Source organism: Pseudomonas fitomaticsae, assembly GCF_021018765.1.
GTDB classification, from domain to species: domain Bacteria; phylum Pseudomonadota; class Gammaproteobacteria; order Pseudomonadales; family Pseudomonadaceae; genus Aquipseudomonas; species Aquipseudomonas fitomaticsae.
Genome location: NZ_CP075567.1, coordinates 6,316,634 through 6,334,047, shown reverse-complemented (window position 1 = coordinate 6,334,047; position 17,414 = coordinate 6,316,634). Strand labels below are relative to the sequence as shown.

At 60.8% G+C, this 17,414-nt stretch carries 16 protein-coding genes; 5 read left to right on the top strand and 11 right to left on the bottom strand.

Translation table 11 applies throughout. The annotated features are described in order from the left end of the window. The first annotated feature begins 64 nt into the window (after positions 1-64). Positions 65-577, top strand: coding sequence for a dihydrofolate reductase (locus tag KJY40_RS28805; protein ID WP_230734045.1), 513 nt, complete (start codon positions 65-67; stop codon positions 575-577). Between the two features lie 93 nt (positions 578-670). On the opposite strand, the gene KJY40_RS28800 is transcribed toward KJY40_RS28805, so the two are convergent. Beyond that, positions 671-2,062 (bottom strand): L-cystine transporter, encoded by a 1,392-nt coding sequence (locus KJY40_RS28800; RefSeq protein ID WP_230734044.1) that lies wholly within the window; start codon positions 2,060-2,062, stop codon positions 671-673. 240 nt (positions 2,063-2,302) lie between these two features. On the opposite strand from KJY40_RS28800, the gene KJY40_RS28795 reads away from it, so the two are divergent. Next, positions 2,303-3,364, top strand: coding sequence for an HAD family hydrolase (locus tag KJY40_RS28795; RefSeq protein ID WP_085605918.1), 1,062 nt, complete (start codon positions 2,303-2,305; stop codon positions 3,362-3,364). Between the two features lie 61 nt (positions 3,365-3,425). Here the strand turns inward: KJY40_RS28795 and ilvD are convergent, their stop codons facing one another. The 5 genes from ilvD to KJY40_RS28770 all read right to left on the bottom strand — a co-directional run bounded on the left by ilvD (position 3,426) and on the right by KJY40_RS28770 (position 10,396). After that, the gene (gene ilvD / locus KJY40_RS28790; RefSeq protein WP_011336405.1) at positions 3,426-5,267 is read right to left on the bottom strand and encodes a dihydroxy-acid dehydratase; all 1,842 of its coding nucleotides are present in this window, start codon (positions 5,265-5,267) and stop codon (positions 3,426-3,428) included. 255 nt (positions 5,268-5,522) lie between these two features. Continuing rightward, a complete protein-coding gene (locus KJY40_RS28785; protein ID WP_230734043.1) occupies positions 5,523-6,740 on the bottom strand; it encodes a multidrug effflux MFS transporter in 1,218 nt (405 codons plus the stop codon). Beyond that, the gene (locus KJY40_RS28780; RefSeq protein ID WP_230734041.1) at positions 6,733-7,689 is read right to left on the bottom strand and encodes a diiron oxygenase; all 957 of its coding nucleotides are present in this window, start codon (positions 7,687-7,689) and stop codon (positions 6,733-6,735) included. Before KJY40_RS28780 ends, KJY40_RS28785 begins: the two co-directional genes overlap by 8 nt. Then, positions 7,686-8,759: a SagB family peptide dehydrogenase gene (locus KJY40_RS28775; protein WP_230737774.1), complete on the bottom strand. Its 1,074-nt coding sequence runs from the start codon at positions 8,757-8,759 to the stop codon at positions 7,686-7,688. Before KJY40_RS28775 ends, KJY40_RS28780 begins: the two co-directional genes overlap by 4 nt. A 440-nt stretch (positions 8,760-9,199) precedes the next feature. Then, entirely contained in the window at positions 9,200-10,396 is a 1,197-nt protein-coding gene (locus KJY40_RS28770) for a class I SAM-dependent rRNA methyltransferase (protein ID WP_230734039.1), read from the bottom strand. 266 nt (positions 10,397-10,662) lie between these two features. Here KJY40_RS28770 and KJY40_RS28765 point away from each other — a divergent pair, with 266 nt between their 5' ends. From KJY40_RS28765 to KJY40_RS28755, 3 genes are all read left to right on the top strand, one after another. Continuing rightward, positions 10,663-11,475, top strand: coding sequence for an HDOD domain-containing protein (locus KJY40_RS28765; protein WP_230737773.1), 813 nt, complete (start codon positions 10,663-10,665; stop codon positions 11,473-11,475). A gap of 28 nt (positions 11,476-11,503) precedes the next feature. Further along, complete coding sequence (gene mutM / locus KJY40_RS28760; protein WP_230734038.1) at positions 11,504-12,316, top strand: bifunctional DNA-formamidopyrimidine glycosylase/DNA-(apurinic or apyrimidinic site) lyase; 813 nt, start codon at positions 11,504-11,506, stop codon at positions 12,314-12,316. A gap of 69 nt (positions 12,317-12,385) precedes the next feature. Further along, positions 12,386-12,709 (top strand): multidrug transporter, encoded by a 324-nt coding sequence (locus tag KJY40_RS28755; protein ID WP_230734037.1) that lies wholly within the window; start codon positions 12,386-12,388, stop codon positions 12,707-12,709. Positions 12,710-12,747: 38 nt separating this feature from the next. On the opposite strand, the gene KJY40_RS28750 is transcribed toward KJY40_RS28755, so the two are convergent. From KJY40_RS28750 to KJY40_RS28730, 5 genes are all read right to left on the bottom strand, one after another. After that, complete coding sequence (locus KJY40_RS28750; protein ID WP_003195146.1) at positions 12,748-12,999, bottom strand: YfhL family 4Fe-4S dicluster ferredoxin; 252 nt, start codon at positions 12,997-12,999, stop codon at positions 12,748-12,750. 102 nt (positions 13,000-13,101) lie between these two features. Next, a complete protein-coding gene (coaD, locus tag KJY40_RS28745) occupies positions 13,102-13,581 on the bottom strand; it encodes a pantetheine-phosphate adenylyltransferase (protein ID WP_007953414.1) in 480 nt (159 codons plus the stop codon). Positions 13,582-13,696: 115 nt separating this feature from the next. Continuing rightward, positions 13,697-15,292 (bottom strand): GMC family oxidoreductase, encoded by a 1,596-nt coding sequence (locus KJY40_RS28740; RefSeq protein ID WP_230734036.1) that lies wholly within the window; start codon positions 15,290-15,292, stop codon positions 13,697-13,699. Between the two features lie 42 nt (positions 15,293-15,334). Then, on the bottom strand, positions 15,335-15,880 hold the full coding sequence (locus KJY40_RS28735; protein ID WP_230734035.1) for a twin-arginine translocation pathway signal protein: 546 nt from the start codon (positions 15,878-15,880) through the stop codon (positions 15,335-15,337). A gap of 24 nt (positions 15,881-15,904) precedes the next feature. Further along, positions 15,905-17,335 carry a coniferyl aldehyde dehydrogenase gene (locus KJY40_RS28730; RefSeq protein WP_230734034.1) on the bottom strand — a complete coding sequence of 477 codons (1,431 nt, stop codon included), beginning with the start codon at positions 17,333-17,335 and terminating at the stop codon, positions 15,905-15,907. Positions 17,336-17,414 lie beyond the last annotated feature (79 nt).

Genomic DNA, 17,414 nt, shown 5'->3' with positions numbered 1-17,414 from the left:
GAGCCGTGAGCATAACCGCTGTGGCGCTTATCGGGGTAAGGGCGGCTCTGGTATCCTCGCCGGCATGACTAAATCACTTCCCCTCAGCCTGATCGCAGCCCTCGGTGAAAACCGCGTGATCGGCGTCGACAACAGCATGCCCTGGCACCTGCCGGGGGACTTCAAATACTTCAAGGCCACGACGCTCGGCAAGCCGATCATCATGGGTCGCAAGACCTGGGATTCGCTGGGTCGTCCGTTGCCGGGCCGCTTGAATATCGTGGTCAGCCGTCAGGCCGGTCTGGTGCTGGAAGGCGCGGAAGTCTATTCGTCGCTGGAAGCCGCCGTGGTTCGTGCCGAAGAGTGGGCGAAAGAGCAGGGCGTCGACGAGTTGATGCTGATTGGCGGGGCGCAGTTGTATGCGCAGGGGCTGGCGCAGGCGGATCGTTTGTATCTGACCCGTGTGGCGCTGAGCCCGGAAGGCGATGCGTGGTTTCCGGAGTTCGATCTGAACCAGTGGAAGCTGGTGTCGAACGTGCCGAATCCGGCTGAAGGCGACAAACCGGCTTACAACTTCGAAGTCTGGGAAAAAGCCTAAAAGCGTCGCTGGCAGGCCAGCTCCCACATTGGAATGCAAATCCCTGTGGGAGCGGGCTTGCCCGCGAAGAGGCCCGTTTAGGCGCTAAAGAGTTTAAGCCTGAGCAAGCTCCGCATGCTCATCGGCATCCAGCAGTGCCTTGTCGGTCTGCTGCATCGCCTGGCTGGTAATCGCACCAGCGGTGATCGAACCGCTCACGTTCAGCGCCGTACGACCCATGTCGATCAGCGGCTCGACCGAAATCAGCAACGCCACCAGCGAAACCGGCAAGCCCATGGTCGGCAGCACGATCAGCGCGGCGAAGGTCGCACCTCCACCCACGCCCGCCACACCGGCCGAACTCAAGGTTACGATCGCCACCAGCGTCGCGATCCACAGCGGATCCAGCGGGTTGATGCCCACGGTTGGCGCAACCATCACCGCCAGCATCGCCGGGTACAGACCGGCGCAGCCGTTCTGGCCGATGGTCGCACCGAACGAGGCCGCGAAGCTTGCCACCGATTGCGGAATGCCCAGACGACGAGTCTGCGCTTCGATGCTCAGCGGAATGCTCGCGGCGCTGGAGCGGCTGGTGAACGCGAAGGTCAGCACCGGCCAGATCTTGCGGAAAAAGCGCAGCGGGTTGATCCCGGCCGCCGACACCAGCAAACCGTGCACCACAAACATCAGGCCCAGACCGAGGTACGACACCACCACGAAACTGCCGAGCTTGATGATGTCCTGCAGGTTGGAACCGGCCACCACTTTGGTCATCAGCGCCAGCACGCCGTACGGGGTCAGCTTCATCACCAGACGCACCAGACGCATCACCCAGGCTTGCAGGGTGTCGATGGCGTTGATCACTTTCTGACCTTTCTCGACGTCATCCTTGAGCAGTTGCAGCGCGGCAACCCCCAGGAACGCAGCGAAAATCACCACGCTGATGATCGAGGTCGGCTTGGCCCGCGCCAGGTCGGCGAACGGGTTCTGCGGGATGAACGACAGCAGCAGTTGCGGCACATTCAGGTCGGCGACCTTGCCGGCGTAGTCGGTCTGAATGGTTTGCAGACGGGCCATTTCCTGCGTGCCGGCAACCAGGCCTTCGGCGGTCAGGCCGAACAGGTTGGTCAGGCCGATGCCGATCAGCGCGGCAATCGCGGTGGTGAACAGCAGCGTGCCGATGGTCAGGAAGCTGATCTTGCCCAGCGAAGAAGCGTTGTGCAGACGGGCCACGGCACTGAGGATCGAGGCGAATACCAGCGGGATCACGATCATTTGCAGCAGTTGCACGTAACCGTTGCCGACCAGATCAAACCAGCCGATCGAGGCTTTCAGCACCGGGTTGCCGGCACCGTAAATCGTGTGCAGCGCGACGCCGAATGCCACACCCAGCACCAGCGCGAGCAGGACTTTTTTCGCCAGGCTCCACGAGGTGTGGCGGGTTTGCGCCAGGCCGAAGAGCAGGGCGAGGAACACCAGCACGTTGAGAATCAGGGGCAGATTCATGAGAACTCCAGAAAAGACTGTGCCAACAGCCTTCCGGGGCTGTTGCGAACCGGCAAGCCTAACAGTTTGATTTCCAATGATTTAATACCGAAATCAAAGGTTGTCCGTCGTTTTTGGAATAAGCGGGTGTCGCTCTCGGGGATGCAGCTGGCGCGAAACGGACGTGGACGGTCGCTGACAGACGGGGACTGTCACATTTATTTGTTAGCGTCGATTTCTTTGACCCAGGGAGAAGCGCCAATGAAGTTTGCACCGAAATTTCTGGCTGTCGCACTGACTGTGGGGATGGGCCTGGCCACTCAGGCATTCGCCACCGACCTGAAACACTGGCCGGCGGATCAGGCCAAGGCACTGGACGCGATGATCGCCGCCAACGCCAACAAGGGTAACTACGCGGTGTTCGATATGGACAACACCAGTTACCGCTACGACCTCGAAGAGTCGTTGCTGCCGTTCATGGAAAACAAGGGCCTGATCACCCGTGACAAGCTCGACCCCTCCCTGAAGCTGATGCCGTTCAAGGACACCGCCGACCACAAGGAAAGCCTGTTCAGCTACTACTACCGCCTCTGTGAAGTCGACGACATGGTCTGCTATCCATGGGTCGCGCAGGTGTTTTCCGGCTTCACCCTCAAGGAACTCAAGGGCTACGTCGATGAGCTGATGGCTTCGGGCAAACCGGTGCCGGCAACCTATTACGAAGGTGACGTGGTCAAGAACCTGGATGTGAATCCGCCGAAGATCTTCACTGGCCAGAAAGAGCTGTACAACAAACTGATGGAGAACGGCATCGAGGTCTACGTGATGACCGCCGCCTCCGAAGAACTGGTGCGGATGGTCGCGGCCGATCCGAAGTACGGCTACAACGTCAAACCGCAGAACGTGATCGGCGTGACCACGTTGCTGAAGAACCGCGAGACCGGCGAACTGACCACGGCGCGCAAGCAGATCACCGCCGGCAAGTATGACGAGAAGGCCAACCTCGGCCTCGAATTGACCCCGTACCTGTGGACGCCGGCGACCTGGATGGCCGGCAAGCACGCGGCGATCCTGACCTACATCGACGAATGGAAAAAACCGGTTCTGGTGGGTGGCGACACGCCGACCAGCGACGGCTACATGCTGTTCCACGATGTGGACGTGGCCAAGGGCGGCATTCACCTGTGGGTCAACCGCAAGGACAAATACATGACCCAGATTCAGGGCATGATGGCCAAGCACGCGGCGGCTCAGGCGAAAGAAGGCTTGCCGGTGACGGCGGACAAGAACTGGGTGATCGTCAAACCTGAAGAAATTCAGTAAGCCTGAAGGCAAAAAAATGCCCCGCACTTGGCGGGGCATTTTTATGCGCTACGGCTAAGCATTACAGCCCGTCGAGCATCGCCTTGTTGCGCACCGCACCCTTGTCGGCACTGGTCGCCAGCAGGGCGTAGGCCTTGAGGGCGGTGGTCACTTTGCGTGGACGCTGTTCGACCGGTTTCCAGCCTTTCTTGTCCTGCTCGACCCGGCGTGCCGCCAGTTCTTCGTCGCTGATCAACAGGTTGATCGAGCGGTTTGGAATGTCGATCAGCACCTTGTCGCCGTCCTGCACCAGACCGATCGCGCCGCCGGCCGCAGCCTCTGGCGAAGCGTGGCCGATGGACAGACCGGAAGTACCGCCGGAGAAACGGCCGTCGGTCAGCAGGGCGCAGGCTTTGCCCAGGCCTTTGGATTTCAGGTACGAGGTCGGGTAGAGCATTTCCTGCATGCCCGGGCCGCCTTTCGGGCCTTCGTAGCGAATGATGACGATGTCGCCTTCCTTCACTTCGTCGGCGAGGATGCCGCGTACGGCGCTGTCCTGGCTTTCGAAGATCTTCGCATTGCCTTCGAACACATGGATCGACTCGTCGACGCCGGCGGTTTTCACCACGCAGCCGTCCAGGGCAATGTTGCCGTACAGCACGGCCAGGCCGCCTTCTTTTGAATAGGCGTGTTCGAAGCTGCGGATGCAGCCGTTTTCACGGTCGTCGTCCAGGGTTTCCCAACGGGTCGACTGGCTGAACGCGGTTTGCGTCGGAATGCCGGCCGGGCCTGCCTTGAAGAAGTGGTGTACGGCTTCATCGTCGGTCTGGGTGATGTCCCACTTGGCGATGGCTTCTTCCATGCTGCGGCTGTGCACGGTCGGCAGGTCGGTGTGCAGCAGGCCGCCACGGGCCAGCGAACCGAGGATGCTGAAGATGCCGCCGGCGCGGTGAACGTCTTCCATGTGGTACTTCTGGATGTTCGGCGCGACCTTGCACAGTTGCGGCACCTTGCGCGACAGACGATCGATGTCACGCAGGTCGAAGTCGATCTCGGCTTCCTGGGCCGCGGCCAGCAAGTGCAGGATGGTGTTGGTCGAGCCGCCCATGGCGATGTCGAGCATCATCGCGTTCTCGAACGCCTTGAAGTTGGCGATGTTGCGCGGCAGTACCGACTCGTCGTTCTCGCCGTAGTAGCGTTTGCACAGCTCGACGATGGTGCGGCCGGCCTGCAGGAACAGCTGTTCGCGGTCACTGTGGGTGGCCAGGGTCGAACCGTTGCCCGGCAGTGCGAGGCCCAGGGCTTCGGTCAGGCAGTTCATCGAGTTGGCGGTGAACATGCCGGAGCACGAACCGCAGGTCGGACAGGCGCTGCGCTCGTACTCGGCAACCTTCTCGTCAGAAGCGCTGGAGTCGGCGGCGATCACCATGGCGTCGACGAGGTCGAGACCGTGGCTGGCCAGTTTGGTCTTGCCGGCTTCCATCGGGCCGCCGGAGACGAAGATCACCGGGATGTTCAGGCGCAGGGCGGCCATCAGCATACCGGGGGTGATCTTGTCGCAGTTCGAGATGCAGACAATGGCATCGGCGCAGTGGGCGTTGACCATGTACTCGACGGAGTCGGCGATGATCTCGCGGCTCGGCAGCGAATAGAGCATGCCGTCGTGGCCCATGGCGATGCCGTCGTCCACGGCGATGGTGTTGAATTCTTTTGCAACGCCGCCAGCGCGTTCGATCTCACGGGCAACCAGTTGGCCCAGGTCCTTCAGGTGAACGTGGCCCGGTACGAACTGGGTGAAGGAGTTGGCAATGGCGATGATCGGCTTCTTGAAGTCGTCATCTTTCATCCCGGTGGCGCGCCACAGTGCGCGGGCGCCGGCCATGTTGCGGCCGTGGGTGGATGTTTTCGAGCGGTAATCTGGCATGGAGCACTCCGGGCGGCTAATCAGGTATCAAAAGGGAGTGAGCTTCTATTGACGTCTGGAACACTCAGAAATGGCCGTGTGTCCTGATGTTGCCGATGACGTTGCGGGATCGCCGCTGGTCTCAGCCTGAGCTCATAAACCCGCCGGGGATGAATGGCGATGAATCTCGCGATTCTACACCGCTGGCGTCAGGAGGGAATGGCGCAAAGCGTTGTTCCAGTGCTGACGAAGCGTGCGGGATGACGACCGGCAGGATTAATCGCTGTCCGGTTGCCCCACCAGATCGTCGCGCCGACTGATCCGCGCGTTCAACGCCAGTGCCACCCCGCTGAGTATCACGAAGCTGTAGCCCAGCGTGGATTGCAGATTGGTCGGGCTCAGGCTGATCAAGGCACTGATCAAGCCGCCGCAGATGAAAATGATCGTGCTGCCGGCCGAGGCCGAGGTGCCGGCGTTTTCCGGAAACAGACTCATGGCCCGGGACGTGGCCGCCGGCCGGGCAATGGTGGTGCCGGCGGTACAGATCAGCATCGGAATCAGCACTGTCGCCGGAGCCAGTGCAAAGTTCGACGACAGGTACAGCATGGTCACGCCGGCGAACAGGATCAGGCTCAGGCCGACGACCATCTGCTGGCCGCTGTTGATGCGCCTGCTCAGCACACTGGCGAGGATCCCCCCGGTGACGTAAGCCGCACCGTAGATCAGCAGGATCAACGAAAACTCGTAAGCGGACAGTTGCAGTCGATCCATGAAGATCAGCGGCGAGATCACGATGAATGAAAAGTGGCAGGCGAAGGCAAACGCTGAAATCAACCAGTAGCCGACGAAGTCGAAATCTCCCAGAACCCGTCGATAGGCCATGAGGAAGTTCGTACGTGTGCCACTGGCGGTCGGTCGGGTGCTCTCCAGAAACAGCCAGGCCTTGAGCAGCACTGCGGCTGATAATGCGATGAACACCCAGAAGCTGCCGCGCCAGCCCAGCGTCGCCTGAAGAAAGGTGCCAGCCAGCGGCGATAGCGAGATGAAAATCCCGCCGGCGGTCACCATCAGGATCCGCAGGCGATCACGTTGCTGGCCTTCAAACAGGTCCTGCACCAGCGCCTGTGACAGCACGAAGCAACCGCACCCCAGCGCCTGCACCACCCGGAACACCAGAAACAGCGAATAGTCCGAGGTCATCACGCACCCGAGGGCGCCGAGTATGGAAATGCTCATGCCGGCGAGCAGCAGCCCCTTGCGCCCGATCACATCCGACAGCGGCCCGATCAACAACTGGGCGAAGGCAATCCCGACGGCAAACAGGCTGATCGACAGGGCGATGTCCGCCGGGGTGCGGCGAAAGTGTTCGGCCAGTGCCGGGAACGAAGGCAGCAGGACATCCAGCGGAAAGACGCCGAGCATCACCATTGCCAGCAACAGACTGACAGCCCCGCGACGCTTTCGTCGGGTCACCGCAGATTGTCCGTCATCCATCGATCAGTCCTGCCCTGGCAAATAATGTCTGGTTTTGAGGTTCGGCAAAAAATCCGGCTTTTTTCAATGCGTTCAATGTAGCGAGGCTGCCGGCGCGTGCCCGCCGTCGACTGGCCTGGGTCGATGTCATCGTGCCGAGAATGTCCATCACCGTGGTGTTTGCAATGCCCGCGCCACAGAGGCTTTCCTGCAGCCAGTGCTCATCCACTTCGAAGAAGATGTCCAGAATGTCGAGCAAGGTCGTCGCGGTGAACGTTCGCTGTCGCGGGTTCAGGTGCAACCAGAGGTAGTGGAACACTTCGGTGAAATAGCGGCTGTGGCGCGCTTCGTCGGTGAGGTGATCGCGCAACATGTCGTTGACGCCGGACACCAGGCTGTCGCGACAGACATCCAGCAGTTCACGGGCAATGATGGTTTCCGAGACGAAGCCCAGAAGAAAGTACGCCAGCGGCCGTTGCTCCTGTGCGGTGCGCGCAATCAACAGGTGCATCCGGGTGATCCGTCTGGGCATGACCGGGCGCCCGGTGATGGCGTAGAGGCTGGCGATCTGCTCTGCCACCTGACTGGAAAACAGGGCGTGATAGCCCTCGTCGGTGTAGAGCTGGAGCGCGGCGGTCTTCATCGGCGCTGGCACCGCGACCGGCAGTTCGCCGTGGACGATGGTTTCGACGGCGCGATTGACGATCCGGTGTTCGAGCAAGGTGGTGTAGTCGAGAAAATGCACCAGATGACAGGCCGTAAGCCGATGCAGCATCGAACGCCCTGCCGCTTCGATGGCCGGGTGCGCCAGATAGGGCAGAAACGCTGGTGGAAACCAGTGCCGGGTTTCCAGTTGTTCCTGTAGATCATCCGGTAGACGGTAATCGTGGGGACTGGTGCGGACCGAGGCGCGGGTGTTCCAGTCACTCAAGGTGAACTGAAAGACCGGTTCCGTGGCGACAGCGCTCATGTCTGTACCTCACGCAACAGGTCACGCATTTCCTGACACATCGCCTGACCGTCGCTTTCCCCGCAACCGACGAAGAACAAGGGTTGCTCCGCACTGTTCTCGAGCTTCAGCAACGTTTCGACCTGATCGTCGGAAAACGCGCCCGTGAGCCAGGTGTTCATGCCCAGCGCTGTAGCCACCAGTTGAAACGTCTGCGAAAGGTGCCCGGCTTCGACGAACGCCATTCGATAGGCACGCGAATGCGGGTACTTCCACCAGAGCCGGTCGAAGCGGGCGGTGATGAACAGCCCCAATGGCAGGTTATTGATGAAGTGCTGGCCCCCCAGCAGATTGCCGGTCGCGGTGTCGGGCAAGGGGTTGATGAAGCTCAAGGCGTGTTCGGCGCAGTGGTAGGCATACACGCCGGGCGCCAGTCCGTCGACGTTCTGTACAAACACGAACCCGGCGCAGGCATTGAGCCCGCCGCCGGAAGGGCTGCTGCGTCGTGCGCCCAGTCCATCGGCGGTGCTGTCGTCGCAATCGGCTTCGCGCTCTCGCAGGTAACCGAGTGACAGGTAAAGCAAGGTGCCCACATCGTCCAGCGACACGGCGGCGCCAGTGAAGGATCGGCAGGTCTTTCGCCGGGTCAGTGAACCCGACAGGCTGTCGTCATTCAGTGCCAGCGGCTCGGGCAGGGCGATGAGTGCGTTCGGACCGATATCCACAGGCATGTCGGCCGGCGGTGGAGTGGCAAGCACTGTGTTGCAGTGTTCGAGGTACTGCCTGGACCATTCCTGAATGTTTCGGGGAGTGTGTTCGCAAGGAATATCCCGCGTCCCGATATGGTAGATCCTGGACAGTTCATCCCAGCCCCAGACTGGTGCTGAGATTTTTGAAGAAGTCAGTATTCCGGCATTTAATAGCTGTGTGTCTATTATGTTGCTGCTGTCATATGAATCAGGGTTGTGGACAAGTTGTGCCAGTCGGGAGGAATACTCAAGATCAAGTTCATGTTGAGTATGGTCTTTGTAGTTCCAGACTATCTGGCCGGGCGTTCGTGGCAGTATGAACAAATAAGGATTTATATGCATGTTGGGGCACGCTGCTCTGGATAGGTGCTTTGTCAGAGGCGCTGGGTAGCCGGCCATACCCAGCGCCAACCTTACTTAACGGGCTTTAGGTGCGACCAGAAAAGCCAGGTTTGCAAGAGTGCGGGATTCCAGAGTAATTGCTTTCATGATTGAACTCCTTGTTCATTGTTGCTTCGTGGTTAGTTGATGTCACCTCCGTGGTGACGACTTAATAATAGTTTGTAATGGGTTAATCGCAAGCAAATATTAAGTAGGAATAATCCAGTAATTTTGTCGGATTGATCTTTGGCGTGAAGTCGGTGTGTAAGTTAAATATCAGTAAATAAAGTATTCGCGGAAAAATCCTGCACGTCGGCAGGACAATAAATGTAGGAAAGCAAAATTAAAGGCAAAAAGAAGGGGAGCTCGTGGGCTCCCCTTCTTTACAAGCATCGATACCGTTAGCTGTTAGGCAGCAGGCGGCAGGTGATGCTCTTGATGTAGCGGGTTTCCGGGATGGCCGGGTGTACCGGGTGATCCGGACCCTGACTGCCACGCTCCAGCAGCTGGATGTTGCGGTCCAGGTGACGGGCGCTGGTCAGCAGGATGTTCTGCAGATCGTCTTCCGGCAGGTGCATCGAGCACGAAGCGCTGAACAGGATGCCGTCCTTGGTGAGCAGGCGCATGGCTTGCTCGTTCAGGCGACGGTAGGCGCCTTCACCGTTCTTCAGGTCTTTCTTGCGCTTGATGAACGCAGGCGGGTCGGCAACGATCACGTCGAAGCGCTCTTCGCTGGCCTTGAGTTCCTTCAGGGCTTCGAACACGTCGCCTTCGATGCAGGTCATCTTGTCGGCGAAACCGTTCAGTGCGGCGTTACGCTCAACGCCGTCGAGGGCAAAGCCCGATGCGTCGACGCAGAACACTTCGCTGGCGCCGAATGCGGCCGCTTGCACACCCCAGCCACCGATGTAGCTGTACAGGTCCAGCACGCGTTTGCCCTTGGCGTAAGGGGCCAGGCGTGCGCGGTTCATGCGGTGGTCGTAGAACCAGCCGGTTTTCTGACCTTGAACCACTGGCGCTTCGAACTTCACGCCGTTCTCTTCCAGCGCCACCCACTCCGGCACCACACCGAACACGGTTTCGGTGTAACGCTCGAGGCCTTCGGCATCGCGCGCGGCGGAGTCGTTCTTGAACAGGATGCCGCTTGGCTTGAGCACTTGGGTCAGCGCCGCGATCACGTCATCTTTATGGGCTTCCATGGTCGCCGAAGCGAGCTGGACCACTAGGATGTCGCCGAAACGGTCGACCACCAGACCCGGCAGCAAGTCGGAATCGCCGTAGACCAGACGATAGAACGGTTTGTCGAACAGGCGCTCGCGCAGCGACAGGGCCACGTTCAGGCGATGCACCAGCAGCGACTTGTCCAGCGGCAGCTTGATGTCGCGCGACAGCAGGCGCGCGCAGATCAGGTTGTTCGGGCTCATGGCGACGATGCCCAGCGGCTTGCCGCCGGCAGCTTCGAGGATCGCCTGGTCGCCGGCCTTGAAGCCGTGCAACGGGGTCGCGGCCACGTCGATTTCGTTGCTGTAGATCCACAGGTGACCGGCGCGCAGGCGACGGTCGGCGTTGGCTTTGAGGCGCAAGCTAGGCAGGGACATGACGTCGCTCCGGAAAAAAGAGCGGGAGTATACCGTGTTGCGCTGCACGCGGGTTCGACGCTGGACACGCGGCGCGTCAGCCCGGCCTGCAAATGAATGAAGGCAGAATTCGTCAGATGGTCTTGAATGAAAGTTTCCGCCGATCTGCCCCCGATGTGTCGTTCGTCGGTTTTTAGGGGTTAGAATCGCCGCCTGTCCCAGAGTGTGTACTTATGTCCCAAGAGCTGACCACCGAACAGATTCAACAGTCCCTGCAAGGCATCAGTGTGCCCGCGCAGCCGCAGATCATGGTGGATCTGCAAATGGAGCAATACATGCCCGACCCGGACCTGGAGACGATCGCCAAGCTGATCTCCCAGGATCCCGGCCTGTCCGGCTCGCTGCTGAAAATCGTCAACTCGCCGTATTACGGCCTGAGCAACAAGATCACCTCGATCAAGCGCGCGGTGAACCTGTTGGGCAGCCGTTCGATCATCAATCTGATCAACGCGATGTCGATCAAGGGCGAGATGAATGACGACACCATCGTCACGCTCAACCGGTTCTGGGATACCGCCCAGGACGTGGCCATGACCTGCCTGACCCTGGCCAAGCGCGTCGGCACCGAGGCCAGCGACGAGGCTTACGCCTTGGGCCTGTTCCATGACTGCGGCGTGCCGCTGATGCTTCAGCGTTTCCCGGATTACATGACGACGCTCGAAAAGGCCTATGCCAACGCGAGTGCCGAGCGCCGGGTCGTGGACACCGAGAACGATGTCTACAACACCAATCATTCGGTGGTCGGTTATTACACCGCCAAATCGTGGCGCCTGCCGGAACACGTCAGTGCGGCCATCGCCAACCACCACAATGCCATGGCGATCTTCAGCGACGAGACTTCGCGCAACAGTCAGATGAAAAACCTGCTGGCGATCCTGAAAATGGCCGAGCACATCTGCGCGTCGTACCGCGTGCTGGGCAATCAGACCGAAGACTTCGAATGGCAGGCCGTCGGGCCGCTGGTGCTCGAATACATCGGCCTCTCGGATTACGACTTCGAAACGTTGAAGCAGACCATCCGCGAACTTGGCGCGCACTGATTCAAGAAGCTAATAATTCGAGGAACTCATGCCTGAATTGCCGGAAGTCGAAACCACCCGCCGCGGCATCGCCCCGCACCTGGAGGGCCAGCGCGTCAGCCGGGTGATCGTGCGTGACCGGCGTCTGCGCTGGCCGATTCCCGAAGACCTCGATGTGCGCCTGTCCGGGCAGCGCATCGTGCTGGTCGAGCGGCGCGCCAAGTATCTGCTGATCAACGCCGAAGTCGGCACGCTGATCAGCCACTTGGGCATGTCGGGAAACCTGCGGCTGGTTGAGGTCGGGATGCCGGCGGCCAAGCATGAGCATGTCGATATCGAACTGGAGTCGGGCCTGGCGCTGCGCTACACCGATCCTCGGCGTTTCGGGGCGATGCTCTGGAGCGCCGACCCGCTCAATCACGAATTGCTGATTCGTCTGGGCCCGGAGCCGTTGACCGATCTGTTCGATGGCGAGCGGTTGTATCAGCTGTCACGCGGGCGCTCGATGGCGGTCAAGCCGTTCATCATGGATAACGCGGTGGTGGTGGGGGTCGGCAATATCTATGCGACCGAAGCACTGTTCGCCGCCGGCATCGATCCGCGCCGTGAAGCCAAAGGCATTTCCCGGGCGCGTTATCTGAAGCTGGCGATCGAGATCAAACGCATCCTCGCTGCCGCCATCGAGCGCGGCGGCACCACGTTGCGTGATTTCATCGGTGGCGACGGGCAGCCGGGGTATTTCCAGCAGGAACTGTTTGTCTACGGGCGTGGTAACGAGCACTGCAAGGTCTGCGGCACGGGCCTGCGGGAAATGAAGCTCGGCCAGCGCGCCAGCGTCTGGTGTCCGCGCTGCCAAAGCTGAGCAAGGCATCCGAAAAAGTCCTACGGTCTATAGTGAGTTGTCTCACTGTTCAGCCCGAAGGATCGTGCCATGAAGTCCTTGCAAACCCTCATCGTCGCCCTGCTGCTGTGCTTCAGCCTGACCATTCAGGCCACGGAAGGCGGCAGCGGTGATCCTCGTTACGCCATCCAGAATCCACCGGCCTACGCCATGCTCGGCGATCTGCTGATTGCCCGACCATTGCTGGTGGTGGCGACGGTGATCGGTGCCGGGGCGTTCGTCGTGTCGTTGCCGTTCACCGCGCTGGGTGGCGGGATTGGCGATGCGGGAGAGGCGCTGGTGGTGGCGCCGGCGAAAGCGGCGTTCGTGCGTTGCCTGGGCTGCACAGGGGAGGGATTCGAGCAGCGCGAATGACGCGATCGCAGCCGGGCGCTGCGATCGGATTCAGTGGCTCAAGCCTTGCCGGTGATCTTGCGGTACTTCTCCATCAACTGTTCTTCAGTCTCCGGATGGGCTTCGTCCAGTGGAATGCAATCCACCGGGCAGACCTGCTGGCACTGCGGCTCGTCGTAGTGGCCGACGCACTGGGTGCACAGGTTCGGGTCGATCACGTAGATCTCTTCGCCTTGGGAAATGGCGGCGTTCGGGCACTCGGGTTCGCAGACGTCGCAGTTGATGCAATCGTCGGTGATGATCAGGGACATGCTAACTCCAGCCGGGGCAGGGAGCCCGGGCGCTATGAATCAATGCGCGCAATTGTGCCGCATTGGCGCCCGTAGTGCACGCGGGCGCCGTTTGAACGGTCGTTACTTCTTGAAGCGCAGGGTCAGGGCTTCGGCCACCGCCGGGTGGACGAACTTGCTGATATCGCCGCCCAGGGCCGCGATTTCCCGCACCAGGGTCGAGGAAATGAACGAATAACGCTCGGATGGAGTGAGAAACAGGCTCTCAACATCCGGAGCCAACTGGCGGTTCATGTTGGCCAGCTGGAATTCGTACTCGAAGTCCGACACCGCGCGCAGGCCACGCAGGAACACGTTGGCGTTCTGCTCTTTGGCGAAATGCGCCAGCAGCGTCGAGAAGCCGACCACTTCCACGTTCGGCAGGTGTTTGGTGACCTCGCGGGCCAGCTCGACCCGTTGTTCCAGCGGGAACAGCGGATTCTTCTTGGGGCTGGCAGCGACGGCGATGATCACGTGGTCGAACAGGCGCGAGGCGCGTTCGACCAGATCGCCATGGCCCTTGGTAATAGGGTCGAAGGTACCTGGGTACAACACTCGGTTCATCGCGTCGTCCTGGCGGGAATCCGTTGGGGAGTCGGATGGTATCGCAGCCGTCCCGGTCGGGAAAGTCGCCTGTTGGGTAAGAAAGCACTATAGACGATCGGAATTTTCGCCTTTTTCACGGGTTTCTCAACCGTTCGCCGAGGGATGTCGCCAGTTGCGCCGTCAGACCGTACACCGACAACTGCGGGTTGGCGCCGATGCTGGTGGGGAACAGCGAGCCGTCGTGAATCGAAAGATTGCTCAGTTGATGATGGCGGCCGAGGCTGTCGGTGACGGCGGTTTTCGGGTCCTCGCCCATCGCGCAGCCGCCCATGACGTGGGCGCTGCCCAGGCGGGTGCGATACAACTCCAGACTCAGACTGTCGATCAACGAGCGGGCCTCGGCCAGACTGCTCACGTAACGCGCATCGGCGTGCATCGGCATCACCGCTTTGGCGCCGCCGGCGAACTGGATCTCGGCCATGCTGTGGAATGACCGGCGCAAACCCTCCCAGGTGTAAGGCGACACCTGATAGTCGAGCACTGGCGAGCCGTCACCGCGTAGCTCGACGCTGCCGCCCTGGCTGTCCGGGTGAAAACCGTCACGCAGCAAGGCGAGCATCGCGTGGGTGTGCGGCAGGTCCGCCATGTGTTGCGCGCTTTCCTGACCGAAACCACCGAGCAACGTCGCGGCCAGCGCCGGGTGCAGCGGCGGCACTTCGAGTTTGTAGGCCATCGGGCCGGTGGTGCCGTCCTTCCACTGGAAATGGTCCGAATAGATCGACTGCGGCGCACCGTAGAACGGGTTGATCACCTCGTCGAAGCGCCCCGCGGACATGTTCACCAGATGCAGGAAGGTGCGCTTGCCCAGCCGTTTGTGCGGATCCGGTGCGTCCGAACGCATCAGCAGCGCCGGGCTGTTGATCCCGCCGCCGGCCAGCACGTAATGCCGCGCCTTGACGGTGATCGTGTGTCCGGTCGGCTCGACGCAACGTTCGTCCATCGCCACGCACTGCAGGCCGGTGACCTTGTCGCCGCTGATCAAAAGCTTTTCGGCCCGGGCCAGATACAGCAACTCGCCGCCCTTTTCCAAAGTCGCCGGAATGGTCGTGACCATCATCGATTGCTTGGCGTTGGTCGGGCAGCCCATGCCGCAATAGCCGAGGTTCCAGCAGCCGCGCACGTTGCGCGGGATCACGTGCCAGCTGTAGCCGAGTTGTTCACAGCCTTTGCGGATCACGTCGTTGTTGGCGTTGGGCGGCACCATCCACGGGGCGACGCCGAGGCGCTGCTCCATTTTTTCGAACCACGGCGCCATGTCGGCGGGGCTGTGGCCTTTGACGTTGTGCTCTTTGGCCCAGTGTTCGAGGGTCGGTTCGGGCGTGCGAAAACTCGATGTCCAGTTGATCAGCGTGGTGCCGCCGACTGCGCGGCCCTGAAGGATAGTGATCGCGCCATCCTTGCTCATGCGGCCGATACCTTCCTGATAGAGGTTGCTGTAGGCCTGATCTTCCAGCAGTTTGAAATCGCTGCTGGTCTTGAGCGGGCCTTCTTCGATCAGCAGCACTTTGTAGCCGGCTGCGCTGAGGATTTCCGCGGTGGTGCCGCCGCCGGCACCGCTGCCGATGATGGCGACATCGGCTTCCAGGGTCAGGTCATCGGTCAGTTGTGCGCCGTTGTAGGTTTTCCAGCCACGGGCAAGGCCTTCGCGAAACGGGTCGGGTACAGGCATCGATCAGGTTCTCTTATTATTGTTTTGCGTGGGTCGCCAGGCTCATACGGCGGGCGGGCCGGGGTAACCGCAATGGGCCCAGGATTCGGCGCGGGTGTACCAGGCCATCATCACCATTTGCAGCAACGAGCTGTGGCCCATGCGCAGCAGGCTCAGCGAGCTGTTTTCCCAGCGTTCGAGGAAGTGGCGGATCGCCTCGGGGCTGGCGTTTTCCCAACTGCCCCAGATTCCGGTCAATGGACCGCGCGTCACCGCCATGCCCAGCACATCGAACAGTTGCCGGGTGAGCTTGAGCATTTCCGGCGACAGGTGATCGAGGCTGTAATCCAGCGACTTCAGGGTTCCATCGATAGCGGCGGGGATCTTTTCCACAGCAACGGCGCCCTCCAGCATCACTGGAATCAGTGCGCGCAGAAACAGCAGATCACCGCTGCGCAACGCGGCGAATCCGTTGGCTGAAACGCTCGACGAACAGCCGCTGAGGCTGGCGCCAAGGCCAGCGGTGGCGAGAAAAGCCGTGGCGCCCAGGCTGAATTTCAGCAGGCCACGGCGCGACAGGGCAGGTGTTTCGGTCAGGCTTGGGTGCATTGTTGTTATTACCCGGCGGTGACGTTAGCGAATGAACAGTTTCTGGATCAGCTTCTGAATGGATTTGCCGTAGGGCGGGTAGATCAGCTTCGCCGCGTTGAAGCGCTGTTTGACCAGCACGCCCTTGGCCTTGCTGAACGTCAGGAAACCTTCGTGACCGTGGTAGTGGCCCATGCCCGAAGGGCCGATGCCGCCGAATGGCATGTCGTCCTGCGCCACATGCAGCAGCGTGTCGTTGAGGCAGACGCCACCGGAATGGGTTTCGCTGAGTACGCGCTTCTGTTCGCGTTTGTCGTAGCCGAAGTAGTAAAGAGCCAGAGGACGTGGCCGCTGATTGATGTAAGCAAATGCCTGATCCAGATCCTGATACGGCACGATCGGCAGCAGCGGGCCGAAGATTTCGTCCTGCATCACCGTCATCTCGTCGCTGACATTCAGCAGCAGGCTGTGCGGCATGCGCCGGCCCTGGCCCTGGTCGAACAGCGGAATCAGCAGCGCGCCCTTGCTGGTGGCGTCGCTGAGGTAGCTGTTGAGCCGCGCCAGTTGGCGCTCGTTGATGATGGCGGTGTAGTCCGGGTTGTCGGCGAGTGTCGGATAAAACCCGCGTACGGCCTGGCGATAGGCTTCGACGAAACCGCCGACTCGATCTTCCGGCACCAGCACGTAGTCCGGGGCCACGCAGGTCTGGCCGGCGTTGAGAGTCTTGCCGAAAGCGATGCGTTCGGCGGCGTCCTTGAGCGGTACGTCGTGGGAAACGATGGCCGGGGATTTGCCGCCCAGTTCCAGGGTCACCGGTGTCAGGTTTTCTGCCGCTGCGCGCATCACATGCTTGCCGACGCTGGTGGAGCCGGTGAACAGCAGGTGGTCGAAGCGCATTTTCGAAAACGCCACGCCGACATCGGCTTCGCCGAGCACCACGCACACCAGATCCTCGGGGAAGATCCGCGCCAGCAGTTCCTTGAGCAGCAGGCCGGTGGCCGGGGTCGATTCGCTGAGTTTGAGCATCACCCGGTTGCCGGCCGCGAGCGCGCCGGTCAACGGGCCGATGGCCAGGAACAGCGGGTAGTTCCACGGCACGATGACGCCGACCACGCCGAGCGGCTGATACACGACTTTCGCCGACGCCGGCTGGAAAGCCACACCCACTTTGCGCCGAGAAGGTTTCATCCACTGGCTGATGTGCTGGCTGGCGTAATGAATGCCGTGCAGGCTCGGCATCAGTTCGGCGAGCAGGGTTTCATCGGCGCTGCGGTGGCTGAAGTCGGAGCTGATCGCGTCGATCAGGGCCTGCCGTTCGCTGCTCAGCAAATCGCGCAGTGCCTTGAGCCATTGCTGACGCTGGGCCGCAGGCGGCATCGGGTTGGCGGCGTACGCGGCACGCTGCGCATCGAACAACCGGTTGAGCTCTTCCAGCGGCTGTTGCAGCGTTTGCAGGTAGGCAATATCGGCAGTCATTGTCAGCTCCGGAGATGTTGTTTTGAGGAACTTTTTAGAGTCTATGCTCTAGAAAGTCAAATGGCTTCCTTGCGCAACC